Source organism: Microbacterium sp. LWO12-1.2 (genome assembly GCF_040675875.1).
Lineage (GTDB): Bacteria > Actinomycetota > Actinomycetes > Actinomycetales > Microbacteriaceae > Microbacterium.
Genome location: NZ_JBEGII010000001.1, coordinates 304,109 through 327,318 on the forward strand (window position 1 = coordinate 304,109; position 23,210 = coordinate 327,318).

A 23,210-nucleotide genomic window follows, 5' to 3' on the forward strand; every position below is an offset into this window, starting at 1 on the left:
GGCGGCGGGCGCCGCTCCCTCTGCGGAGGCGGGGACCGGTTCGGGATTCAGTTCATTTGACAAAGGTCATCTCCCTCTTGTCTCCGAGGATGCCCTGAGGGCGGAAGATCACGAGCAGCATGAGCGCGACGCCGACGAAGATGAACACCAGCGTCGACGCCTGGCTGTCGGACATCGGCAGGATGCCCGCCTTGGCCATCGACGGGAGCAGGTTCGCCATGAACGCGAACACGACCCAGAAGAGGATCGCGCCCAGCGTCGGACCGAATACCGTGGCGGCGCCGCCGAGGAGCAGAACAGTCCACAGGAAGAAGGTCAGCGAGGTCGAGTAGCTGCCGGGGACGACGGCAGAGGGGAGCACGAAGATGATCCCACCGGCCGCTCCGATCACACCACCGACGACGAGAGCCTGCATCTTGTAGGCGAAGACGTTCTTGCCGAGCGAACGCACGGCGTCCTCATCCTCGCGGATGCCCTTGAGCACGCGGCCCCAGGGGCTGCGCATCAACGACCACACCAGGAGGATGGCGACGAGCAGCACGATCAGGCCGAACACGCGGTTCCACAGGTCGTTGGCGCTGTACGTCCACGGGCCGAAGCCGTAGGTGCCAGGGGGGAACGGGTTCGCGTCGCGGAAGCCGCCGTTGTACTGGGCGAGACCGTCGGCGGAGTTGGTGAACTCGTCGAAGACCTGGGTCGTGAACAGCAGGCGCACGATCTCGCCTGCGGCGATGGTCGCGATGGCGAGATAGTCGGCGCGCAATCGCAGCGTGGGGATACCCAGCAGCACGGCGAAGAGTGCTCCGCCGAGCAGGCCGATCAACATGCCGACCCACCAGGGCAGGCCGAAGCTCAGCACGGAGATGGCATAGCCGTAGCCGCCGATGGCCATGAAGGCCGCCATACCGAAGTTGAGCAGTCCGGCATAGCCGAAGTGCACAGCGAGTCCGGTGGCCGCCAGCGCGTAGGCCAGCGTGACCGGGCTGAAGAGGTAGACGGCGGTGTTGGAGAAGATGCTTCCGAAGTCCATGGTGATCAGCCCAACCTTTCCCTGCGTCCCAAAAGCCCTTGTGGTCTGACGAGAAGGATCACGATGAGGACGACCAGCGCGCTCGCGTACTTCAGGTCGGACGGGATCCACAGCGTCGAGACCTCGACCGCGATCCCGACGATGAGCGAACCGACGAGTGCGCCGAACGCCGTGCCGAGACCGCCGAGGGTGATCGCGGCGAAGATCAGCAGCAGCATCTGCATGCCCATGTCCCACTTCACACCGGGGCGGAAGTACGCCCACAGGATGCCGGAGATCGCGGCCAGCGTGCCGGAGAGGATCCAGACGTACCGGACGACCTTGTCGACGTCGATGCCGGATGCCGCGGCGAGCTGCGGGTTGTCGGAGATGGCGCGTGTGGCCTTGCCGATGCGGGTGCGGGTGAGGAAGAAGGCCACCCCGAGGATCACGATGATGCTCACTCCCATCGCGATCAGGTCGATGTAGGAGAGGGAGATCGGCCCGAACTGGATCGGTGCGGGGCTGGCTCCGGGAAGCTGCCGGGTGCCGCCGCCGATCAGGTACTGGAATGCGTAGCGCAGTGCGAGCGAGAGACCGATGCTGACGATCATCAGCTGGACGACGCCGAGTCCTCGCCGTCGCAGGGGGCGCCAGAGCCCCGCGTCCAGTGCCCAGCCGAAGAGTCCGCCGCCGATCACGGCCGCGGCGATGCCGAGCCAGAGCGGAAGATGCCAGAAGGTCGTCGTGACCAGAGCCACCAGGCCGCCCCAGGTCACCATCTCGGCGTGCGCGAAGTTCGACAGCCGCGTCGTGCCGTAGATCAGCGCGGCGCCCATCGAGGCGAGCGCGAGAAGAAGCCCGAAGTTCAGGCCGCCCACCAGACGGGACAGCAGCTGGTCGATGAAAGAGACCGTGATCCGCTCGCCCTCGCCGAGGAACAGGTTCATGATCTTCGTGCCGGTGAGACCGAACTCGACCTCGAACGAGGCCGTCGTTCCGGCGATGGGCTGCGTACCCGGGGGCAGCAGGCTCGCATCGACGATCACCCCGTCGGGAAGAGTCGACTCGTCGACCGTCAGGGTGTACTTGTCTTTCTCGGGGACGTACAGACGCCACTTGCCCTCGGCGTCCGTCTCGGTCTCGCCCTTGAAGCCGTTGCCCTCGATCGTCATGACGACGCCTTCGACGGGATCGTCATCGAAGGTGATGACACCGGCGAAGTAGAAGTCGGTGACCTCCTGGCCGTCATCCGTCGTCTCGGCAGACGCCGAGGCGGGAGGTTGCAACAGGAAAGCGGATAGAGCGATCAGGATGCCGAGGAAAGCGACGACCCAGGGGCGCCTTCTCTGCACGGCGAGTGTTGTGGGTCCCACGCAACCTCCACTGTGAGTGCTGTGTCTGCGGCATCGGGTGTGAACCGCAGACCTGGACGGTGCATTTGAGCGTAGTGGGCGATCCCCGATTCACCTACACCTCCGCCTGGACCGAGTACAGATATCCCCGCAACGGGTGTCTGGCCCCTCGGCATCGGGAATGTTCTCGGGCGCGTCTCGCTTAGAATCTTCATACGGGTTCGCACCCGTGACGGACGACGTCGACCGACCCGCACGCACTCGGATTCGCGCGACCAGCGCAGGAGGAGCCCCCCATGGAACAGCACGATCCCTTCGGTTTCGTCGGACTGACGTACGACGACGTGCTGCTGCTGCCCGGGCACACCGACGTGATCCCCAGCGAGGCGGACACCTCCTCGCGGATCACGCGCCGCATCTCTGTCGCCACCCCGCTGCTCTCGAGCGCCATGGACACGGTCACCGAGTCGCGCATGGCGATCGCGATGGCGCGCGAGGGCGGCATCGGCATCCTGCACCGGAACCTCTCCATCGCCGACCAGGCCGCACACGTCGACCGTGTCAAGCGCAGCGAGTCCGGCATGATCACCGACCCGATCACGACGACCGAGGATGCGACGGTCGAAGAGGTCGACGCCCTGTGCGCCAAGTACCGCATCTCCGGCCTGCCCGTCGTCAACGCCGATGGCACGCTGGTCGGCATCATCACGAACCGTGACATGCGTTTCGTCTCCGGCTTCGAGCGTCAGACGACGTTCGTCAAGGACGTCATGACCTCCGAGGGACTCGTCACGGCTCCGGTCGGCGTCGCCGCCGGCGAGGTCATCGCACTGTTCGCGAAGCACCGTGTCGAGAAGCTTCCCCTGATCGACGACGAGGGCAAGCTCGCCGGCCTCATCACGATCAAGGACTTCGACAAGAGCGAGAAGTACCCGCTCGCCACCAAGGACGACCAGGGACGTCTGCGCGTCGGCGCGGCCATCGGCTTCTTCGGAGATGCCTGGGAGCGCGCGGAGGCGCTGCGTGATGCAGGAGTGGACGTGCTCGTGGTCGACACGGCCAACGGCCAGTCCCAGGGAGTCATCGACCTCGTCCGCCGCTTGAAGGCAGACGAGTCGTTCGCCCACATCGACGTCATCGGCGGCAACGTCGCCACACGTGAGGGCGCGCAGGCGCTCATCGACGCGGGGGTGGACGCCGTGAAGGTCGGTGTCGGACCCGGATCGATCTGCACCACGCGCGTCGTCGCGGGTGTCGGCGTTCCCCAGGTCACGGCGGTCTACGAGGCCTCACTCGCGGCGCGACCCGCAGGCGTTCCGGTGATCGCCGACGGCGGCCTGCAGTACTCCGGTGACATCGCCAAGGCCCTCGTGGCCGGCGCCGATGCGGTCATGCTCGGTTCCCTCCTCGCCGGTACCGACGAGTCGCCGGGCGAGATCGTCTTCCAGTCGGGCAAGCAGTTCAAGCAGTACCGCGGCATGGGGTCGCTCGGAGCGATGCAGACGCGCGGCAAGCAGACCTCGTACTCGAAGGACCGCTATTTCCAGGCCGACGTGCCCAGTGACGACAAGCTCATCCCCGAGGGCATCGAGGGCCAGGTGCCGTACCGCGGTCCGCTCGGCGCCGTCGCCTACCAGCTCGTCGGCGGCCTGCGTCAGTCGATGTTCTACGTGGGAGCTCGCACGATCGAGGAGCTCAAGCAGCGCGGCAAGTTCGTGCGCATCACCTCGGCGGGGCTCAAGGAGTCCCACCCGCACGACGTGCAGATCGTCGTCGAGGCGCCGAACTACAAGAAGTAGCAGCAGGCCGACGGATCACGGCTCGCACCCGAAGCACTCTTGGGCTCGAGCCGTGATCGGCCTACCCTGGCAGGCATGTGCCGCAACATCGTTCCGCTGAACAACTTCGAGCCCGCCGCGACCGACGACGAGTGCCACGACGCCGCGCTGCAGTTCGTGCGCAAGATCTCGGGGACCACGAAGCCCTCGAAAGCGAATCAGGCCGCATTCGACGAGGCGGTCGAGCAGATCGCGCGCGCCACGCGTCAGCTGGTGGACAGCCTCGTCACCACGGCTCCGCCGAAGAAGCGCGAAGACGAGGCGGCCAAGCGCCGGGCGCGCTCGGCGGAGCGGTACGAGGCCATCCGGGTCTACCAGCAGGAGAAGCGCGCTGCGCGTACGGCGTCCTGAGACGGAATGCCCCGTGCGCCGCTCCGGCACGGCACGCGTTCTCACCGTTGCGCGCACACGCGGAAGAGTCGCGATGGAGCACTGCGCCGCGCGGGATCATGCCTATGCCAGAATCGACTCACAACCCCGCTCGACTTTCCCTCTGAGCTCCCGATGTTGAAGGGCACCGTGAGCTCGACGTCGGCTTCACCGCCGACAGGGAATTTCCCCAAGGAGAGCTGAACATATGCCTGAGGATGCACCCCGCGTTCTCGTCGTCGACGACGACCCGGATGTCGCCCTGCTCGTGAAGACCGTGCTGGAGAGGCGCGCCGGCTGCGTCGTCGACCTCGCAGCCGACGGCCGAGCAGCGATCGAACGGGTCACTGCCGTGCGCCCGGATCTCGTGATCACCGATATCGAGATGCCGGGACTGAGCGGGCTCGAACTGCTCGCCGAGCTGCGTCGACTGATCCCCGCTGTGCCTGTGGTGGTGATGACGGCGCACGTCTCCGTCGACTACGCGGTCTCCGCTCTGCGGGCGCAGGCCGACGAGTTCCTCACCAAGCCGCTCGACAACGTGCGCCTCGTGGAGACGGTCGGACGCCTGATAGAAGAGGGGCGACTCCGCAAGGAAGCGAGCCGGCCGAGGGATGTCGTCCTCGCGATTGGCGCGCACCCCGACGACGTCGAGATCGGTGTCGGCGGTCTCCTCGCGGCGCATGCGCAGGCCGGTGACGACGTCACGATCCTCACCCTCTCGCGCGGGGCGCGCGGAGGGGACGCGGACAGCAGGCAGAACGAGTCCCTCGCCGCCGCGGAGATCCTCGGAGCGCGGCTCTTCCTCAAGGACCTGATCGACACCGAGATCTCCGGGGGCGGTGCGACCGTCCGCCTGATCGAGGATGTCGTGCGCGAGATCCAGCCGACCATCGTCTACACGCACTCGCAGAACGACCGCCATCAGGATCACCGCGCGGTGAGCGAGGCCACGATCGTCGCGACCCGTCGCGTCGGCACGGTCGCGTGCTACCAGAGCCCGTCTTCGACCATCGACTTCCGGCCGACGCGGTTCGTGCGGATCGACAAGTACCTTCCGCAGAAGCTGCGACTGCTGGAGTGCTTCCAGTCGCAGACGGCGAGCCGTGACTACCTCGACCCCGACTTCGTCAGTGCCACCGCACGCTACTGGTCCCGCTTCGGCGGGGGCATCGCCGTGGAACCCCTCGAGGTCATCCGCGAGACGGCCGAGTTCGTCGGCGCGCACGAACTTTCACGACGGGAGAGCTGATGACCACGCGCGTTCTGGTGACGGGAGCCGGGGGACCGGCAGGAGTCGCGGTCATCAGGTCTCTGCTGCGTCGTTCCGACCTCACGGTGTTCGCGGCCGACATGGACGGCTGGGCGAGTGGCCTGTACCTGGTACCGGCAGAACAGCGGCGGCTGGTGCCGCCCGGACGAGACGAGGACTTTGTGCCCGCGCTCGTGCGCCTCGTGGCGGAGGACGCGCTCGACCTCGTGATCTCCACCGTCGACGTCGAACTCGTAGCCGTCGCCGGACGTCGCGAGGAGCTGGCTCCGGCCGTGTTGGCGGCGCCGTCCGCCGAGACGCTGCACACCGCGCTCGACAAGCTGTCTCTCGCCGAGCGCTGCGCGCCGACAGGGTTCGCTCCGCGCACTGTCCTCGCAGGGCCCGATGCGCAGAACGTGGACTGGGAGTTCCCTGTCTTCGCCAAGCCTCGTCAGGGTGCGGGCAGTCGCGGGGTGCGCCTGGTCCCTGATCGCGCCGCGCTCGACGCACTGCCGTTGGACGAGGGCCTCATCGTGCAGGACTTCCTCCCCGGTGAGGAGTACTCGGTCGACGTGATCGCCGATGCCGAGGGCAACATCGTCGCCGCGGTGCCTCGCACGCGGGCCCGAGTGGACTCGGGTGTCGCGATCGCCGGACGTACCGTGCGCGACCCCGAGCTCGAAGGCACTGCTGCGGCGCTCGCACGCGCCATCGGTCTCGTCGGCGTCGCCAACGTCCAGCTGCGACGGGATCGCTCGGGCCGTGCGGTGCTGCTCGAGATCAACCCGCGGTTCCCGGGTGCGCTGCCGCTGACCATCGCCGCCGGTGTCGACATCCCGTCCCTGGTGGTCGACCTGTTCCTCGGGCGCGAGCTTCCCGCTCTGGTGCCGTTCCGCGAGGTCGCCTCGGTGCGCTTCTTGGAGGACATCATCGTCGAGGTGGAGGACGTGCTTGTCTCGGCGCATGCCGGGCATCAGGAGGAGTCGTGAGCCACGAGGCGCTGCGCGGTGACCACCACGTGCACTCCACGTTCTCCGACGACGCCGTCTCCACCCTGGTCGAGAACGTCGCTGCGGCTGCGGCGATCGGGTTGACCACGCTCAGGCTCGTGGACCACGTGCGCCAGAGCACGACCTGGGTGCCCGAGTATCTCGAGGCCGTGCGCGCCCTCGAGATCCCGGAGGGGCTCACGGTGCTCACGGGCGTGGAGGCCAAGATCCTGAATGCGGCGGGCGACCTCGACATCCCGGCCCTGCCTGCGGGGATCGACCGCATCCTGATCGCCGATCACCAGTTCCCCGGGATCGATGGTCCCCTCGGTCCCACCGCGGTGCGCGAGCGCATCGCGGACGGATGGGGGAAGGCCGACGTGCTCGATCAGTTCGTCTCGGCGCTCATCGCCGTGATGAGGCGGTATCCGGGCAACCAGCTCGCGCACTGCTTCTCGCTCCTCCCCAAGATCGGGCTCGCCGAGAGCGAGCTCGGCGCCGAGCGGGTGGAGGCGTGGGCACGCGCTGCAGCCGAGAGCGGAACCCTGGTCGAGGTGAACGAGAAGTGGGGATGCCCCGAGGCCCCGACGCTTGCGGCGCTGCGCTCCGCAGGGGTCGAGATCGTCGCCTCCACCGACAGCCACGTGGCCTCGGATGTCGGACGCTACCGCCGCGTCACCGCACTGTTGGCGGGGGAATCCGGATCCTGATGGCAGACCTCACCTGGCTCGAGACCGCCTTCGTCGTCTTCCTGCTGATCTGCGTGTTCGTGGGCACCCTGCCCGTGATCAACACCGGTCTGCAGTTCCTGTCGCTGCCGCTGCACGCGTTCCGCAACCACTACGCCAAGGCCGCGCCGTACCACCCGCGCGTGGCGGTGCTGATCCCGGCGTGGAACGAGGGCCTGGTCATCGGGCCTGCGATCGAGCGGCTGCTCCAGCTGGAGTACCCCGCAGATCGTCTGCGCGTCTTCGTCGTCGATGACGCCTCGACCGACGACACACCGGACATCGTCACCGCGAAGGCGGCCGCCTATCCTGGCCGAGTCGTGCATCTGCGGCGCGAAGTCGGCGGCGAGGGCAAGGCGCACACGCTGAACCACGGGCTCGACATCGTGCTCGCGGATGAGTGGACCGAAGCCGTCCTCATCATGGACGCAGATGTCATCTTCGCCAGGGACTCCCTGCGCAAGCTCACCAGGCACCTCGCCGACGAGAAGGTCGGCGCCGTCACCGCCTACATCGCCGAGGGCAGCCGGGACCGCAACTACCTCACCCGCTTCATCGCGATCGAGTACGTCATCGGACAGCTCTCGGCCCGACGCACCCAGAACGTCGGGGGTGCGATCGCCTGTCTCGCCGGAGGGGCGCAACTCCACGCACGGGCCAACCTCGAGGCGATCGGCGGGCGGATCCCCACCGGAACGCTCGCGGAAGACACCATGACGACGTTCGAGGGCCAGCTCAAGGGGCGCCGGATGGTCTTCGAGCCGCACGCCGTCGTCTACGCGGAGGAGCCGCGCACGGTCGACAGCCTGTGGAAGCAGCGTCTGCGCTGGGCGCGTGGCAACGTGCAGCTCACCTCGATCTACCGCAAGCTGTGGTTCCGTCCCAGCCGCGTGCACAACCTCGGGAGCATCCCGTTCGGACTCGCATGGTTCACGATCCTGCTCTTGCCCGCGTTCATGATCCTGGCAGCGGCGGCCATGCTCACGCTGCTCATCCTGCACAGCTCGATCGCCGACTTCGTCTTCCGCTTCATGTGGATCTCGGCTGCCTGCATCTACCTCTTCTCGATGCTGTACTCCGTGCAGCTCGATCCGCGGATCGGCCGGCAGTCATGGCGGGAAGCGCTGATGTTCCCCGGCCTCGGCGCGCTGATCCTCATGGCGATCGCGCTGTTCCCCTGGTTGTTCGAGCGGGTGCTGTCGGAACTCGGCATGGCGCTGACCGATCAGACCCGGTTCACCTGGGCTGTGATCTTCTACCTGTGGGGCCCGATCTCGATGCTGGGGATCTGGCTCGCGCGCGCCGTCGAGCGACTGCCGGGCGGACGCTTCTTCGCCGGACTGCTGCTCTACGTCTGCGGCTACGGCTCACTGCTGTGCGCCATCACGGTGGACTCGTACATCAAGGAGTGGCGTCATGCCGACGCCTCATGGATCAAGACCGAGAAGATCGGAAGGGTCGACTCATGACCGAGACACCCTCACACGACGCAGAAGTGGAGGAGATCGCCGCGGACCGCCGCCGCGAGTTGCGCCTCGTTCCACAGGGCCTGCTCGCCCTGGCGATCGTCGTCGTCGTCGTGATCATCCGAGAGCTGTTCCTCCGGTGACCGGGCGGCCTCTCGCCCTCGTCGTCGAGGACAGTCCAGATCAGACAGCGCTGTTGCGCCGCTACCTCGACCGCGAGGGCTTCGACATCTTCGCCGCGGCCGATGCCGAGGCGGCGATCGCCGCGTTCTCCGACATCGTTCCGGTCGTTGCCGTGCTCGATCTCGTCCTGCCGGGGATGTCCGGGCAGGAGTGCGCAGCGCTGGTGCGGGAGCGCTTCCCCGACTGCTTCCTCGTGATCAGCTCCGTCCTCGACGCCACGGACTACCCGCCCGCGGATGCGGCGTTGCCCAAACCGATCATCGGAGCCGACCTGCACGAGATCCTGCAGCGGGTGCAGCGGTGAACGCTGCGACACCTCTGGACCGCGCCGAGAACCGCTGGTACCGGCTCTTCGACAACCCGAGTCCGCTGCTGAAGCAGGCGCCGACGGCGATCGCGATCGCCGTCGCCGCGATCGTGGCCTGGCTCAATCCCGACCTCGCCTTCACCCAGGGATTGGCGGCGCTCGGGGGAATATCGCTCGTCCTCATCGCGACGCTGCACGCCGCTGTCCTGAGCGCGCTGCGCGTGTACGACGGCTGGGTCGTGCTGATCATCCCGATGGTCGACATCCTCGGGGTCGGGATGTTCCGCGCGGGCACGGGCGGGGCGGGATCGCTGTTCTCGTCGCTGGTGCTGCTCCCGGTGGTGTGGCTGGCGGCCGCGCCGGGAATCCGCTATGTCTTCGTCGTGGCCGGATTCACCGCCGTCGCACTCCTGATGCCGTACTTCACCAGCCCACCCGACACGACCGTCGAATGGCTGCGCGGCGTGATCGCCCCTCTCGTCTTCGCCGCGATGGCCGCGGTGATCAACGAGCTCTCGCGTCAGCAGCGCATCCGCGCCGAGCAGGCAGAGCGACTCGTGGCGGATCGGACGGCGGCGCTGAGCGACAACGTCGCGATGCTGGTGCAGCTGCGCGAGAAAGAGCTGCAGAATCAGGCCCTCGTCGACTCCTATGAGGGCCTGTGGTCATCGATCACCGCGCAGGCGGTGATCGGAACCGATCGCGCGGGGAGGATCACGGCGTGGAACCCGGGCGCGGAGCGGCTGCTCGGCATCACCTACGCCGAGGCCGTGCAAGCCGTGCGCGTCGACCGCTTCTTCCCGGATTCCGTGCTCACGGTGCTGGCTCAGGACTGCCCGGGGGGCGCGGACCCGCGGGAGTCCCCCGAGCTCGCCCAGGGGGTGAAGGCGCTGTTCGCTCGCGTCGATGCCGAGCAGATGTTCGACGGCGATCTCTCTGTCACCACGGCCGGGGGGACGACGGTTCCCGCCCGCGTGACCATCACCCCGCACAATGATGCCGACGGGGCGCAGCAGGGGTACCTGTTCGTCGTGACGGACGAGAGCAGGGCCGTCGAGGTCGCACGTATGAAGGACGAGTTCGTCGGGATGATCTCCCATGAGCTGCGCACACCGTTGAGCGCGATCATCGGGTTCCTCGACCTGCTGCAGAACGATCCAGGGCAGCCCCTCACCGATGAGCAGGAGGAGTTCGTCGGCATCATCGAGCGCAACGCGCAGCGCCTGCTCAATCTCGTCGGCGACCTGCTCTTCAGCGCGCAGGTCGAGTCTGGTCGGTTCCCACTCGACCGCGCCGATACCGACGTCGCCGAGCTCGTGCGCTCCGCCGTCGTCTCCGCGGGGCCGCACGCCCTGCGCGAGGGTATCGCCCTCACGGCCGATGTACCGATCGGGCCGGTGCGAGCGCTCGTCGATCCAGGGAGGATCGGTCAGGCGCTCGACAACCTGCTCTCCAACGCGATCAAGTTCACCTCGACCGGCGGCAGCGTGACGGCACGTCTCGTTCTGGTCGACGGAGGTGTGCAGATCTCGGTGCGCGACACCGGCGTCGGCATTCCCAAGGACGAGCAGGGGATGCTGTTCACCCGCTTCTTCCGCGCGTCGACGGCCACGCAGAACGCCGTGCCAGGGGTAGGACTGGGACTCACGATCACCCGAGCGATCGTGATCGCACACGGGGGAGCGATGGATGTGGAGAGCGAGGAGGGAGTCGGGACGGAGTTCCGGTTCACGCTCCCGGCGGCCCCGCGCACCGAGGTGCTGACCACGCTCAGCATCCCGAAGTGAGCGGCCTGCCAGCGCCTGTCGCCTCGCCCGGAAGCTGATAGCCTGGTCGGCTCGACAGTTGCGGGCGGAAGGACGGCCACGCACGGTGGGCTACATCGATGTCTCAGGAATCTCACTCACGCTGCCCGACGGTAGACCACTTCTCGACGAGGCGACCTTCCGCGTCGGTCAGGGCTCGACCAGCGCTCTGATCGGGCCGAACGGCGCGGGCAAGACCACGCTGCTGCGCATCATCCGCGGGGATCAGGCCGCCGACGACGGCGTCGTCACGATCGACGGCGGACTCGGTGTCATGGATCAGTTCGTCGGCCACGGCGAGCCGGGGCAGACCGTGCACGAGCTCCTCGTCCGCGTCGCCCCTCGGCGCATCCGAGCGGCGGCCGAAGCGCTCGAGGCGGCCGAGAACGCCTTGATCGAGCGCGATGAGCACGACACCCAGATGTCCTACGCGTCGGCCATCGCGGAGTATGCGGATGCCGGGGGCTACGAGCACGAGACCGTGTGGGATCAGTGCACGGTGGCCGCCCTCGGCGTGCCGTTCGAGCGAGCGCGCTACCGCGAGTTGACCACGCTCTCGGGCGGCGAGCAGAAGCGGCTGGCGCTCGAGGCGCTGCTGCGGGGTCCGGATCAGGTGCTGCTGCTCGACGAGCCCGACAACTACCTCGATGTGCCGGCGAAGCGCTGGCTCGAGGAGCAGCTGCGGCAGACCGCCAAGACCGTGCTCCTGGTCTCGCACGACCGCGAGCTGCTGGCCCGCGCGGCGGATCGGCTCATCACCCTCGAGCCCGGCGGCGCCGGTGCCACCGCGTGGGTGCACGGCGGCGGCTTCGGGACGTACCACCAGGCACGGAGCGACCGGATGGACCGGCTCGACGAACTGCGCCGACGCTGGGACGAGCAGCACGAGAAGCTGCTGATCCTGGTCGCGAACCTCAAGGTCAAGGCATCCGCGAACGACGGCTTCGCCTCGCGCTACCAGGCGGCTCAGACGCGGCTGCGGAAGTTCGAGGAAGCGGGCCCGCCCGAAGAACGTCCACCGGCGCAGGACTTCGACATGCGCCTGCGCGGAGCGCGCACGGGCAAGCGCGCGGTGGTAGCGCATCAGCTGGAGTTGAGCGGCCTCATGAAGCCGTTCGACGCCGAGGTCTGGTACGGCGATCGCGTGGCGGTGCTCGGCTCGAACGGCTCGGGCAAGTCGCACTTCCTGCGGCTGCTCGCCCGTGGCGGCACCGACCCGGATCCCTCGCTCGGGCATGTGACGTCGACGGGGGAGCAGCTGAGCGAGGTCGCGCACACCGGGCGCGCGGTGCTCGGCGCGCGTGTGGTGCCGGGACTGTTCGCCCAGACGCATACGCATCCGGAGTTCGTGGGTCGCACACTGTTGGAGATCCTGCACCGCGGCGACGACCGCCGTGCTGGGATGCCCCGCGACGCCGCGAGCTCCGCTCTCGACCGGTACGGACTCGTGCGCCAGGCGCAGCAGACGTTCGAGTCGTTGTCGGGCGGTCAGCAGGCCCGGTTCCAGGTGCTGCTGCTCGAGCTCTCCGGCGCCACGTTGCTCCTGCTCGACGAGCCGACGGACAACCTCGATATCGAGTCGGCTGAAGCGCTCGAACAGGCGCTGGAGCGCTTCGAGGGCACGGTGCTCGCGGTCACGCACGACCGGTGGTTCGCGCGCTCCTTCGACCGGTTCCTGGTGTTCGGTTCTGACGGGACGGTCTACGAGTCCACCGAACCGGTCTGGGACGAGCGCCGCGTCACGCGGTCGCGCTGACGCGCACGCTCCCTGCTGAGTGAGGGGTCAAGACACGCCGCGCGCCGATCGCGCGGCGCGGCGTGTCGTGACCCCTCACATCAGGGAGTGAGGCGGAAAGGCTCGGCGGCGCGGGCGGAGGGGTCGAGTGCGAGGTCAGCCAGCACGGCGCCGATTCCGGTGGCGAACTTGAACCCGTGCCCCGAGAACCCGGCGCCGACCACGACGTGGCCCCGGCGATCGAGTACGAAGGTCCCGTCGGCGGTCGAGGTGTACGTGCAGCTGAGGGGTACCGCGCCGGCGGGGTCCAGGCCCGGCATCCACTCGCGCACGTAGGCGGCGAGCGTCTCCTGGTGCGTCGGGAGGTGCGGGCGCGCGTCCGGGTCGACCTCGTCGCCGACCAGGTGGAAACCGACCTTCACCCCCTCGCCGGGCGTCGGCATCCCGTACACGGTCGCCGGGTAGACGGCCGGGTCTGTGTAGTGGTTGAACGATGGCCAGGCGTGATCGGTGCGCGGCACGAAGTGTGCGGGGGTCTCTTCCGTGACCGTGAGCGCGGGCAGACCGATCCGCGACAGGAGCTTTCCCGTCCAGGCGCCGGCCGTCACGACCACCGTGTCGGCCTGGAGACGCGTGCCGTCCCCGAGTTCGAGCACAGCGCCGTCCGGCGTCTCGCCGATGTGGGCGACGGGAGTGCTCCACCGCACCTCGCCCCCGGCGGCGAGGATCCGCCGCTCCAGCTCGCGCAGGGCATCCGCCGCCCGCACCACGCCGGCGTCAGCGGACCACAGCACGTCACCGTCGAAGCGCATCCCCGGCCAGCGCCTTGTCGCGTCGGCGGCGGAGATCAGCTCGGCGGGGATGCCCCGGGCGGCGAGGCTCTGATGCACCGCCATGATGTCGACATCTCCGTGCGTGACGAGCCCGTGCAGCCGCAGCAGCGGTGCCCCATCGACATCGCCGAGCGCATCCCATCCGGCCCGTGCGCGCATCAGAAGATCGAGGTAGTGGTCCTGGTCGTAGGCGTTGTTGAAGTTGCGGGTCGCCCCGTGCGATGCCCCTTCGCGGTGGCCGCGCGCGAAGCGCTCCAGCACCACGGGCCGATGCCCGCGCCGGGTCAGCTCCCATGCCGTCGCGAGACCCATCACACCGCCGCCGACCACGGCGACGTCCACAGCATCCGTCCTCATGCCTGCCTCCCGGTATCGGATACAGTCTCCCAGCCATCGCACCGCTCGCCTCCCGGGTAGGCTGGACGGGTGACCATGGAGATCGAGCTCGGCCGAGGAAAGCGCGCACGTCGTGCGTACACGTTCGACGACATCGCGGTGGTGCCTTCACGGCGCACCCGCAACCCGGAGGACGTGTCGACCGCATGGACGATCGACGCCTTCGGCTTCGGCATCCCCGTGCTGGGCGCGCCGATGGACTCCGTCGTGAGCCCGCAGACGGCGATCATGCTGGGGCAGCTCGGCGGTCTCGGCGTCCTCGACCTCGAGGGACTGTGGACGCGCTACGAGAACCCGGAGCCGCTGCTGGCGGAGATCGCGGGACTCGACGACGCGCAGGCGACCGTGCGCATGCAGGAGCTGTACTCGGAGCCGATCAAGCCCGAGCTCATCACGCGTCGTCTCGCCGAGATCCGTGAGGCCGGCGTCACGGTTGCCGGCTCGCTCACGCCGCAGCGCACGCAGGAGTACTACGACACCGTCGCCGCCGCGGGGGTCGACCTGTTCGTCATCCGCGGCACCACGGTGTCGGCCGAGCACGTGTCCAGCGTCGCCGAGCCCCTCAACCTGAAGAAGTTCATCTACGACCTCGACGTGCCCGTCATCGTGGGCGGAGCGGCGACCTACACCGCAGCCCTGCACCTGATGCGCACGGGAGCGGCCGGCGTGCTCGTCGGCTTCGGCGGTGGCGCGGCGTCGACCACGCGCGCGACCCTCGGCATCCACGCACCGATGGCCACGGCCGTCTCCGACGTCGCCGCCGCGCGCCGCGACTACCTCGACGAGTCCGGCGGACGCTACGTGCACGTGATCGCCGACGGCGGTGTCGGCACATCCGGCGACATCGTCAAGGCGCTCGCCATGGGCGCGGACGCCGTCATGCTCGGCGTCGCGCTCGCCCGCGCCACGGACGCTCCCGGCCGCGGCTTCCACTGGGGCCCCGAGGCGCACCACCCCAAGCTGCCCCGCGGCCACCGCGTGCACGTCGGCGGCATCGGCACGCTCGAAGAGATCCTCTACGGTCCCGCGCCCGTCGCGGACGGCACGGCGAACCTGATCGGCGCGTTGCGCAAGTCCATGGCGACCACCGGCTACTCCGACCTCAAGGAGTTCCAGCGGGTCGAGGTCGTGCTGGCCCCGTACGAGGCCTGAAGGCCGCGCTCGACACCGTGACATCCCCTTCGCTGTTCCCGCCCACCCTGCGTGAGGTGATGCTGCGCAGCCGCTGGATCGGGATGCTGCTGCTGTGCCTGGTGGTGGCTGGCGTCTTCGCGTGGCTGGGACAGTGGCAGCTCGAGCGGGCGATCGAGACCGATCCTCCGCCGGCCGGCGTGACCGAGCAGGTGCAGCCGCTCACCGATGTGCTCGAACCGGGGGAGTACCTGCCGGAGCCGTTGGTCGGACAGCGCGTCGAGACCGCGGGCACGTGGGTCGCGGATGACTTCCTCGTGGTGTCGCATCGGTTCAACGACGGCGTCGAAGGCTACTGGGTCACCGGTCAGCTGCGGGTCGCTGAGCGCACGTCGATCGCCGTCGCCATCGGCTGGGCACCCGACCGCGCCGCGGCGGATGCGGCCGCCGCCGCACTGAACGACGAGGCCGACGGCGCAGAGGTGAGCATCAGCGGTCGCATCATCTCGGATGAAGGCCCGGGAGTCCCCCCGCAGGCGGAGCCCGAGCGCATGGACCGGATGTCGACCGCGGCGCTCCTCAGCCGGTGGCACGTCATCGAGGAGCTCGACGTCTACCGGCCGTACCTCGCCTCGTCGACCGCGCTCGCGGGTCTCGACGACATCGACTCTCCCGCCCCCGAGGAGCTGTCGCCGGTCAACTGGCTGAACATCTTCTACGCCGCCGAGTGGGCGATCTTCGCCGGCTTCGCGTTCTATCTCTGGTATCGCCTCGCCAAGGACGCCTGGGAGCGCGAGGTCGAGGAGTTCGACGACGCTCAGGCGGCATCCGCCTGACGGATTCCCTCGCTGATCTGCGCTGATGCGGGCGGCGTCTCGACAGCGTGCTGCGGCCGCGACACCGGTGAGCAGCCGGTGACCAATCGGCAAACACCATTGAGGATGTCGCAGCAGATCCATAGGCTCGGAGCAATGCGTGCTCCCCGGCCGGTCCTGGGGGTACCGCGCGACACGCCCCACGAAGGCACGTCGTCACCGAAATCCACGATGTCGAGGAGACCGCCCGCATGATGCACGCCCCCGACGAAGACGCCCGTGAGGGCCTCGCTTCGTCCGCACACCGGAAGCGGGGGCGCATCGGCGCACTCGCGTTGACCACCGCCGCCGCACTCACCTTCGGCACGCTCGGCGCCATGCCCGCGCTCGCCGCGGAGGAGCCCGTCGACGGATCGAGCGCCACCGCGACGGAGACGCCGGCGCCCGAGACGCCCGCTCCCGAGACGCCCGCTCCCGAGACGCCTGCGCCCGAGGAGGAAGCCCCCGCGGCTCCCGTCGAGGAGGCGCCTGCAGAGGAAGCTCCTGCGGAAGAGGCCCCTGCGGCCCCGGCTGAGGACGCCGCCGTCGCCGCGACGCCCGCCACCCACACGATCGCCGAGGTGCAGGGCACCGGAGCCACCTCGCCTGTCAACGGCCAGACCGTCACGGTCGAGGGCGTCGTCACCGCGGACTACCGCACGGGCGGCTACAAGGGCATCGTCATCCAGACGCAGGGATCCGGCGGCGCGACCGACGCGACGCCCGGCGCATCCGACGGCATCTTCGTGTTCCTGAACGCACTCGCTCCGACGCTCGAGATCGGTGATCTGATCTCCGTCACCGGCAAGGTCAGCGAGTACTTCGGCCAGACGCAGGTCGGTCCCACCGCGCTGGCGGGCATCGAGGTTCTCACCGCCGGCGCCGGCGTGCCGGAGCCGACTCCGCTTCCCGCCACCGTGGTCGGTGTCGACCGGGAGCAGTACGAGAACATGCTCGTGGCTCCGAGCGGCACGTACCGGCTCGCCTCCAGCCACCAGCTCTACAACTTCGGCACGCTCTGGCTGAACGCCGGCGACGACCTCAACGTCAAGAGCACCGAGACCACGCGCCCCGGCGACGACGCCGCGGCGATCGCTGCGGCCAACCGCGCCAACCGCATCTTCCTGGATGACGGGTGGTCGCTGCAGGTCAACAACAACGCCCACACCGGCGAGCAGCCGTACTTCACGAAGGGCGCGGTGGTCCGTAACGGCGACGTCGTCGACTTCAGCGACAGCGGCTACATCCTGCAGTGGGGCTTCGACGACTGGCGGCTGCAGCCGATCGTGCCGATCGATGACTCGTCTTCGGCGGATCTGAAGGCCGGATTCGAGGCGACCAACCCTCGCACCGAGTCCGCACCGGAGGTCGGCGGCGACGCGCAGGTCGCGTCGTTCAACGTCTACAACTACTTCACGACCCTGAAGTCCGAGAACTCGGACGCTCGTGGCGCGGCGAACGCAGCGCAGTTCGCGATCCAGAAGTCGAAGATCGTCGCGGCGATCAACGGGCTGGACGCCGAGATCGTCTCCCTCATGGAGATCGAGAATTCGGTGAAACTCGGAAAGCCGATCGACACCGCACTCGCGGACCTGGTCGACGGACTGAACGATGCGGCCGGCAGCGAGGTCTGGGCCTATGTCCCCACTCCGGATGCGCTGAACGACGCGGCGACGACCGACTACATCACCAACGCGATCATCTACAAGAAGGACGCGGTCTCGCCGGTCGGTGAGAGCGCGACGGTCACTGATGAGACCGTCTGGGGCAACGCCCGCGAGCCGATCGCTCAGGCGTTCGACATCGACGGTCGCATCGTGAACGTGGTCGCGAACCACCTGAAGTCGAAGTCGCCGCCCACCGGTGCGGGGGCTGAGCCCGCTGACGGACAGGGCTTCTTCAACGCCGACCGCGTGGCGCAGGCCGAGGCCATCCTCGCGTTCACCGAAGAGCTGGAAGACACCTCCGGGTCCAGCGACACCCTGCTCATCGGCGACTTCAACGCCTATGGCAAGGAAGACCCGATCGACGTCTTCACCTCGAACGGCTGGAGCGACCTCGTCGCGGACAAGACCGACGGGCAGTACACCTACTCGTTCGACGGTGAGCTCGGCTCGCTCGACCACGTGATCGCCTCGCCCTCGCTGGCGTCGTCCATCACCGGAGCGGGCGTGTGGACCATCAACTCGCCCGAGTGGAGCGACCGCGGCTACGCGTTCGGCGCCACGGAGGCCGGTACGCCGTTCCGCTCGAGCGACCACGACCCGATCATCGTCGGCGTCTCCTCGGAGATCCCTCCGGTGAGCATCGACGTCGTCACGATCAACGACTTCCACGGTCGGATCGAGGCGGATGGCGCGGCGGCAGGTGCAGCGGTCGTCGCCGGAGCGGTCAAGCAGTTCCGTGAGGAGAACCCGAACACGATCTTCGCCGGAGCCGGCGACCTGATCGGCGCCTCGACGTTCACCTCGTTCATCAACGATGACAACCCCACGATCGACGCGCTGAACGCCGCAGGGCTCGATGTGAGCGCAGCGGGCAACCACGAGTTCGACCAGGGCTGGGAGGACCTGCGCGACCGCGTGCAGGACCGCGCGGACTGGGAGTACATCTCCTCGAACGTGTTCCTCACCGAGACCGGAGAGCCTGCGCTCGCGCCGGCCTGGGTCAAGGAGCTCGACGGTGTGAAGGTCGGCTTCATCGGGGCCGTCACGGAAGACCTCGATTCGCTGGTCTCTCCGGAGGGCATCGCCGACCTCGAGGTGCGCAGCATCGTCGACTCCGTGAATGCGGTGGCCGATGACCTGCGCGACGGCGACCAGTCCAACGGCGAGGCGGATGTCATCATCCTGCTGGTGCATGAGGGCGCGTCGAGCGTCGAGCTGTCGAGCATCACGGAGGACTCCCCGCTGGGCGAGATCGTGTACGGCGTCGACCAGGACGTCGATGCGATCGTGTCGGCGCACACCCACCTCGCCTACAACCACGTCATCGACGGCCGACCGGTCGTCTCGGCGGGCCAGTACGGCGAGAACCTGGGCCTGATGAACCTCCAGGTCGACCCGAAGACGAAGGATCTGATCTCGATCACCAACGAGATCAAGCCCCTCACGGCTGCCGGCAAGCCCCTGTACCCGGCAGTGCCGGAGGTCGCGGAGATCGTCGCGAAGGCGAAGGCCGAGGCCGACGTGCTCGGTGCGATCAAGGTCGGAGACATCTCGGCCGACTTCAACCGCGCTCGTCAGAGCGACGGCAAGACGGAGAACCGCGGTGGCGAGTCCACGATCGGGAACTTCGTGGCTGACGTGCAGCAGTGGTCCACCGGGGCGGACATCGCCCTGATGAACCCGGGTGGCATCCGCGCGAACCTCACGTACGCCTCGGCCGGAGCATCCGACCCCGATGGCAACGTGACCTACCGCGAGGCCGCCACGGTGCAGCCGTTCGCCAACACGCTCGTCACACTCACGCTCACGGGCGCGCAGCTGAAGAGCGTGCTGGAGGAGCAGTGGCAACCGGCGGGTTCGGCGCGTCCGTTCCTCAAGCTCGGCGTCTCGGAGGGTCTGGTGTACACCTACGACCCCGCGGCGGCGCAGGGTTCGCGCATCACATCGATCACACTGAACGGCACCGCGATCGACCCGGCGGCGAACTACACGGTCGCCGCCAACTCGTTCCTCGCGGCGGGTGGAGACAACTTCTTCACCTTCAAGGAGGGTGCGGGCAAGCGCGACACCGGAAAGATCGATCTGCAGTCGATGGTCGACTGGTTCGACGCGAACAAGACCGCTGCTCCCGACTACGCCCAGCGCGCGGTCGGCGTGACGGTCAGCCCGGCGGATGCCGACGGCTACAGCGCCGGTGACCAGGTGACTGTCGCGCTCTCGTCGCTGGCGTTCAGCGCGGGTGAGCCGGCTCCGGGGGTGGTGACGCTCTCTCTGGGCGACACGCAGCTCGCCACAGGAACGGTCGACCCCGCCGTGGTCGACACCACGGATGAAGGCGGACGCGCGAGCCTGACATTCACGGTGCCTTCGGGGGTCTTCGGTGAGCAGCAGCTCACCGTCGCGGTCGCCGGTACCGGGACCACGGTCGAGGTGCCCTTCACGGTCGCCGGCGAAGAGGCCTTCGCAGGAACGATCACGCTCGGATCCACGAAGGTGACGGCAGGCAAGAAGCTGCAGGTCACCGGCGAAGGTTACGTGCCGGGCGAGACCGTGACGATCGAGCTGCAGCCCAAGAAGGGCAAGCCGGTCGAGGTCGGCACCGTGCAGGTGGGTGCGGACGGGAAGTTCTCGACCTCGGTCACCGTGCCGAAGAGCGCTCCCTCTGGCAAGTACACCGTCTCGGTGGCCCAGGCCGATGGGGATGCGGCGACCGCCACGGTCACCGTGAACCGCGCCGGCGGCATCATCGGTGCGATCCTCGACTGGCTCTGGGATCTGCTCACCCGATGGTTCTGATGCTGTAGCCAGGTGACACAGGAGGCCGCCGGGAGTGATCCCGGCGGCCTCTGCCGTGTGCGAGAGTGCGGAGATCGGCGAGATCTCTGACCGGATTCGAGCATTCTGTCCTGGATGCTGCAGATCTCCGAGATACTGCGGGCCCCGCTAGGGCGTGAGCACCTGCACGTCGGCTTGCGCGAGCGCGGCGGCGATGCGCGGGGGCGGGGGAGCGTCGGTGATCAGGTAGTCCGCACGGTCCAGGTGCGCGATCTGGGCGAAGAAGCGCCGCCCGAGCTTCGAGGAGTCGGCGAGGATCGCGGTGCGCTCCGCACGCTGCATCATCTCCGACATCATGGCGGCATCGCCGAGGTTCGACGCCGAGTACCCGGCCTCGTCGACCGCGCCGACCGCGATCAGGGCGAGGTCGCAGCGGATGTCGACCTCCGGGCCGCCGGGCGTCATGGTGAACGTCACGGGTCCGGTCGTGGCCTGAGTTATGGAGCGCACGGCGCCGCCGAACACATAGAGGTCGCGGAATGCCGAGGGGGCGATCTCCGCCGGGATGCGGAGGTTGTTGGTCGCGATCGTCAGGTCCTGGTGGTTGCGCAGAGCGCGGGTCACGGCGAGAGTCGTGGTCCCCGCGTTCATCATGATGACGGAGCCGTCTTCGACGAGGCCGGCCGCGATGCGGGCGATCCGTTCCTTCTCCTCGGTCTGCACGCGCATGCGCACGTCGAGGCCGCGGTCCTTGAGGGGGCCGCTCGCCGCACTGACCGCCCCACCGTGGGTGCGCACCAGCACGCCCTCGCGGTCGAGCTGATCGAGGTCCCTGCGGATCGTGTCGATCGAGACCCCGAAGTGCTCGGCGAGGTCGCTGACGGTCACCTGTCCCGTCTGTTCGACGTAGGTGGCGAGATCCGCCTTCCTCCCGGCAGGGAGGCGACGTCGTTGTGCCGGTCCTGATGCGTCCATGCAGTCATATTTAGCACATCATCGAGACAAACGCTGCATACTTGCGCAGAAAACCGCATCTTGGTCACGGTTCGGCCACAACCGCATGAGTTCCCCGTCTTTTCGGGCCTGGCGCAACGAACAACGACCCAAGACGCACTTGACGTTTCCGCAGATGTCGGCATAACATGGCTCAAAACCGCATGAACAAGCATTGAAGCGCGTGATGCGGCACGATCTCGAAGAGGAGAAGTGATGATCACAGTGGGGCGAGGGCGACGCATTCTGAAGCTCGCCGGCGCAGCGACAGCAGCCGTGACAGTCCTGGCAGTGGCGGGGTGCTCGGCAGGCGGCAGCGGAACCGATGGATCCGATGGCGGAGACGTCACCATCGAGTTCGCACAGTGGTGGGAGCCCGAGCTGCCTGACGGCGAGTTCCGTGCGCTCATCGACGAGTTCGAGGATGCCAACCCGGGCATCACCGTCAAGCTGGTCAGCGGTCCGTACGCATCGACCAAGGAACAGCTCTTCGCCGGCGCAGCGTCCGGCACCATGCCGGACGTCGTCGGCCTCGACGGCGCGTGGGTGAACGACTTCGCGTCGCAGGGCACGATCGCCGACCTGAGTGCGCTCATGAAGGAGTACGACTACGACGACAGCGAGCTGGCCAGCCAGATCCAGGTCGACGGCAGCACGTACATGATCCCGGTCGTGAACTTCGTCTACCCGATGTTCACGAACGACGACCTGCTCGCTCAGGCGGGCGTCGACGCACCTCCGGCCACCCGCAGCGAATTCGCGGACGCCGCGGCGAAGGTCACCGCGCTCGGCGGCGACGTCTCCGGCTGGGTGCTCCCGCTGTCGCTCGAGGCGCCGAACGGCGTGCAGAACGACGTCATGTCGTGGGTCTGGGCCTCCGGCGGTTCGATGCTCAAGGACGGCAAGCCCGACCTCACCAACGACGACGTCACCTCGGCGGTCGAGTACATCGGCGGTCTGTGGGATGACGGCGTCATCGCCTCCGGTTCCTTCACGATGAAGGAGCAGGACAAGGTCGAGGAATTCACCAACGGCCGTGCCGGCATGATGATCGACTCGCTCGCGCACATCAACCTGATCCGCGAGACGAACCCCGACCTGAACTTCTCGATCTCGGCGATCCCCGCCGAGGACGGATATGACGGCGAACGCGGCATCCCTTACGCCTCCTGGGGCATCGGCGTCGCCGAGAACTCCGAGCACAAGGAAGCCGCCTTCAAGCTGGTGTCGTTCCTGATGAGCGAGAAGACGAACTCCGAGCTCTCCCAGATGGCCAAGGCCTTCCCGGGGAACTCGAAGTCGGTGCCGGACTTCGTGAACGACGACGAGCTGTTCAAGACGGCGTTCGACATCTACCAGGCGGGATACCCGGCGAATGAGTTCACCGGTCTCCCCGTCGCCGAGGAGCTCATGCGTCAGCTCGGAGAGCAGCTGCAGTCCGCATTCGACGGCCAGCAGACGATCCCCGACGCCCTCAAGAAGGCGCAAGCGTCCTGGGAAGCGGAATTCTGAGCTAACTCCCGTT

18 protein-coding genes are annotated in these 23,210 nt (G+C 68.0%); 14 read left to right on the forward strand and 4 right to left on the reverse strand.

The features are described from left to right. Positions 1 to 52: 52 nt before the first annotated feature. The gene (locus tag MRBLWO12_RS01525; protein ID WP_363552009.1) at positions 53 to 1,030 is read right to left on the reverse strand and encodes a branched-chain amino acid ABC transporter permease; all 978 of its coding nucleotides are present in this window, start codon (positions 1,028 to 1,030) and stop codon (positions 53 to 55) included. Between the two features lie 5 nt (positions 1,031 to 1,035). Continuing rightward, positions 1,036 to 2,385: a branched-chain amino acid ABC transporter permease gene (locus MRBLWO12_RS01530; RefSeq protein ID WP_363552011.1), complete on the reverse strand. Its 1,350-nt coding sequence runs from the start codon at positions 2,383 to 2,385 to the stop codon at positions 1,036 to 1,038. A gap of 275 nt (positions 2,386 to 2,660) precedes the next feature. On the opposite strand from MRBLWO12_RS01530, the gene guaB reads away from it, so the two are divergent. From guaB to MRBLWO12_RS01580, 10 genes are all read left to right on the forward strand, one after another. Further along, on the forward strand, positions 2,661 to 4,163 hold the full coding sequence (gene guaB / locus MRBLWO12_RS01535; protein ID WP_363552013.1) for an IMP dehydrogenase: 1,503 nt from the start codon (positions 2,661 to 2,663) through the stop codon (positions 4,161 to 4,163). Between the two features lie 75 nt (positions 4,164 to 4,238). Beyond that, entirely contained in the window at positions 4,239 to 4,553 is a 315-nt protein-coding gene (locus MRBLWO12_RS01540; protein WP_363552015.1) for a DUF2277 domain-containing protein, read from the forward strand. A 226-nt stretch (positions 4,554 to 4,779) separates the two neighbouring features. After that, positions 4,780 to 5,823: a response regulator gene (locus MRBLWO12_RS01545; protein WP_363552017.1), complete on the forward strand. Its 1,044-nt coding sequence runs from the start codon at positions 4,780 to 4,782 to the stop codon at positions 5,821 to 5,823. Continuing rightward, the gene (locus tag MRBLWO12_RS01550) at positions 5,823 to 6,812 is read left to right on the forward strand and encodes an ATP-grasp domain-containing protein (protein ID WP_363552019.1); all 990 of its coding nucleotides are present in this window, start codon (positions 5,823 to 5,825) and stop codon (positions 6,810 to 6,812) included. The genes MRBLWO12_RS01545 and MRBLWO12_RS01550 overlap by 1 nt, the downstream gene beginning before the upstream one ends. Next, complete coding sequence (locus MRBLWO12_RS01555) at positions 6,809 to 7,522, forward strand: PHP domain-containing protein (protein WP_363552021.1); 714 nt, start codon at positions 6,809 to 6,811, stop codon at positions 7,520 to 7,522. The genes MRBLWO12_RS01550 and MRBLWO12_RS01555 overlap by 4 nt, the downstream gene beginning before the upstream one ends. Further along, on the forward strand, positions 7,522 to 9,009 hold the full coding sequence (locus MRBLWO12_RS01560) for a glycosyltransferase family 2 protein (protein ID WP_363552023.1): 1,488 nt from the start codon (positions 7,522 to 7,524) through the stop codon (positions 9,007 to 9,009). The genes MRBLWO12_RS01555 and MRBLWO12_RS01560 overlap by 1 nt, the downstream gene beginning before the upstream one ends. Then, positions 9,006 to 9,149 carry a hypothetical protein gene (locus MRBLWO12_RS01565; protein ID WP_363552025.1) on the forward strand — a complete coding sequence of 48 codons (144 nt, stop codon included), beginning with the start codon at positions 9,006 to 9,008 and terminating at the stop codon, positions 9,147 to 9,149. Before MRBLWO12_RS01560 ends, MRBLWO12_RS01565 begins: the two co-directional genes overlap by 4 nt. After that, a complete protein-coding gene (locus MRBLWO12_RS01570) occupies positions 9,146 to 9,493 on the forward strand; it encodes a response regulator (protein ID WP_363552027.1) in 348 nt (115 codons plus the stop codon). The genes MRBLWO12_RS01565 and MRBLWO12_RS01570 overlap by 4 nt, the downstream gene beginning before the upstream one ends. Next, positions 9,490 to 11,283: a PAS domain-containing sensor histidine kinase gene (locus tag MRBLWO12_RS01575; protein WP_363552029.1), complete on the forward strand. Its 1,794-nt coding sequence runs from the start codon at positions 9,490 to 9,492 to the stop codon at positions 11,281 to 11,283. The genes MRBLWO12_RS01570 and MRBLWO12_RS01575 overlap by 4 nt, the downstream gene beginning before the upstream one ends. Positions 11,284 to 11,368: 85 nt before the next feature. Further along, on the forward strand, positions 11,369 to 13,057 hold the full coding sequence (locus tag MRBLWO12_RS01580; RefSeq protein WP_363552031.1) for an ABC-F family ATP-binding cassette domain-containing protein: 1,689 nt from the start codon (positions 11,369 to 11,371) through the stop codon (positions 13,055 to 13,057). A gap of 80 nt (positions 13,058 to 13,137) precedes the next feature. Here MRBLWO12_RS01580 and MRBLWO12_RS01585 read toward each other — a convergent pair whose 3' ends face one another. Further along, positions 13,138 to 14,226 carry an FAD-dependent oxidoreductase gene (locus tag MRBLWO12_RS01585; RefSeq protein WP_363552033.1) on the reverse strand — a complete coding sequence of 363 codons (1,089 nt, stop codon included), beginning with the start codon at positions 14,224 to 14,226 and terminating at the stop codon, positions 13,138 to 13,140. Positions 14,227 to 14,301: 75 nt separating this feature from the next. On the opposite strand from MRBLWO12_RS01585, the gene MRBLWO12_RS01590 reads away from it, so the two are divergent. The 3 genes from MRBLWO12_RS01590 to MRBLWO12_RS01600 all read left to right on the forward strand — a co-directional run bounded on the left by MRBLWO12_RS01590 (position 14,302) and on the right by MRBLWO12_RS01600 (position 20,713). Further along, positions 14,302 to 15,417 carry a GuaB3 family IMP dehydrogenase-related protein gene (locus tag MRBLWO12_RS01590; protein ID WP_363558485.1) on the forward strand — a complete coding sequence of 372 codons (1,116 nt, stop codon included), beginning with the start codon at positions 14,302 to 14,304 and terminating at the stop codon, positions 15,415 to 15,417. A gap of 59 nt (positions 15,418 to 15,476) precedes the next feature. Beyond that, entirely contained in the window at positions 15,477 to 16,232 is a 756-nt protein-coding gene (locus tag MRBLWO12_RS01595) for an SURF1 family protein (protein WP_363558487.1), read from the forward strand. A gap of 230 nt (positions 16,233 to 16,462) precedes the next feature. Further along, positions 16,463 to 20,713, forward strand: a complete 4,251-nt coding sequence (locus MRBLWO12_RS01600; protein WP_363552035.1) for an ExeM/NucH family extracellular endonuclease — start codon at positions 16,463 to 16,465, stop codon at positions 20,711 to 20,713. 147 nt (positions 20,714 to 20,860) lie between these two features. Here MRBLWO12_RS01600 and MRBLWO12_RS01605 read toward each other — a convergent pair whose 3' ends face one another. Continuing rightward, the gene (locus MRBLWO12_RS01605; protein WP_141872877.1) at positions 20,861 to 21,667 is read right to left on the reverse strand and encodes a DeoR/GlpR family DNA-binding transcription regulator; all 807 of its coding nucleotides are present in this window, start codon (positions 21,665 to 21,667) and stop codon (positions 20,861 to 20,863) included. A gap of 234 nt (positions 21,668 to 21,901) precedes the next feature. On the opposite strand from MRBLWO12_RS01605, the gene MRBLWO12_RS01610 reads away from it, so the two are divergent. Then, complete coding sequence (locus MRBLWO12_RS01610; RefSeq protein ID WP_363552037.1) at positions 21,902 to 23,197, forward strand: ABC transporter substrate-binding protein; 1,296 nt, start codon at positions 21,902 to 21,904, stop codon at positions 23,195 to 23,197. Positions 23,198 to 23,210: the final 13 nt, after the last annotated feature.

What these genes read in the sequence shown, in the direction of transcription:
- MRBLWO12_RS01525 (WP_363552009.1), bottom strand. Translation starts at nt 1,030, where the DNA reads ATGGACTTCGGAAGCATCTTCTCCAACACCGCCGTCTACCTCTTCAGC.
- guaB (WP_363552013.1), top strand. Translation starts at nt 2,661, where the DNA reads ATGGAACAGCACGATCCCTTCGGTTTCGTCGGACTGACGTACGACGAC.
- MRBLWO12_RS01540 (WP_363552015.1), top strand. Translation starts at nt 4,239, where the DNA reads ATGTGCCGCAACATCGTTCCGCTGAACAACTTCGAGCCCGCCGCGACC.
- MRBLWO12_RS01545 (WP_363552017.1), top strand. Translation starts at nt 4,780, where the DNA reads ATGCCTGAGGATGCACCCCGCGTTCTCGTCGTCGACGACGACCCGGAT.
- MRBLWO12_RS01550 (WP_363552019.1), top strand. Translation starts at nt 5,823, where the DNA reads ATGACCACGCGCGTTCTGGTGACGGGAGCCGGGGGACCGGCAGGAGTC.
- MRBLWO12_RS01560 (WP_363552023.1), top strand. Translation starts at nt 7,522, where the DNA reads ATGGCAGACCTCACCTGGCTCGAGACCGCCTTCGTCGTCTTCCTGCTG.
- MRBLWO12_RS01565 (WP_363552025.1), top strand. Translation starts at nt 9,006, where the DNA reads ATGACCGAGACACCCTCACACGACGCAGAAGTGGAGGAGATCGCCGCG.
- MRBLWO12_RS01585 (WP_363552033.1), bottom strand. Translation starts at nt 14,226, where the DNA reads ATGAGGACGGATGCTGTGGACGTCGCCGTGGTCGGCGGCGGTGTGATG.
- MRBLWO12_RS01590 (WP_363558485.1), top strand. Translation starts at nt 14,302, where the DNA reads ATGGAGATCGAGCTCGGCCGAGGAAAGCGCGCACGTCGTGCGTACACG.
- MRBLWO12_RS01595 (WP_363558487.1), top strand. Translation starts at nt 15,477, where the DNA reads ATGCTGCGCAGCCGCTGGATCGGGATGCTGCTGCTGTGCCTGGTGGTG.
- MRBLWO12_RS01600 (WP_363552035.1), top strand. Translation starts at nt 16,463, where the DNA reads ATGATGCACGCCCCCGACGAAGACGCCCGTGAGGGCCTCGCTTCGTCC.
- MRBLWO12_RS01605 (WP_141872877.1), bottom strand. Translation starts at nt 21,667, where the DNA reads ATGGACGCATCAGGACCGGCACAACGACGTCGCCTCCCTGCCGGGAGG.
- MRBLWO12_RS01610 (WP_363552037.1), top strand. Translation starts at nt 21,902, where the DNA reads ATGATCACAGTGGGGCGAGGGCGACGCATTCTGAAGCTCGCCGGCGCA.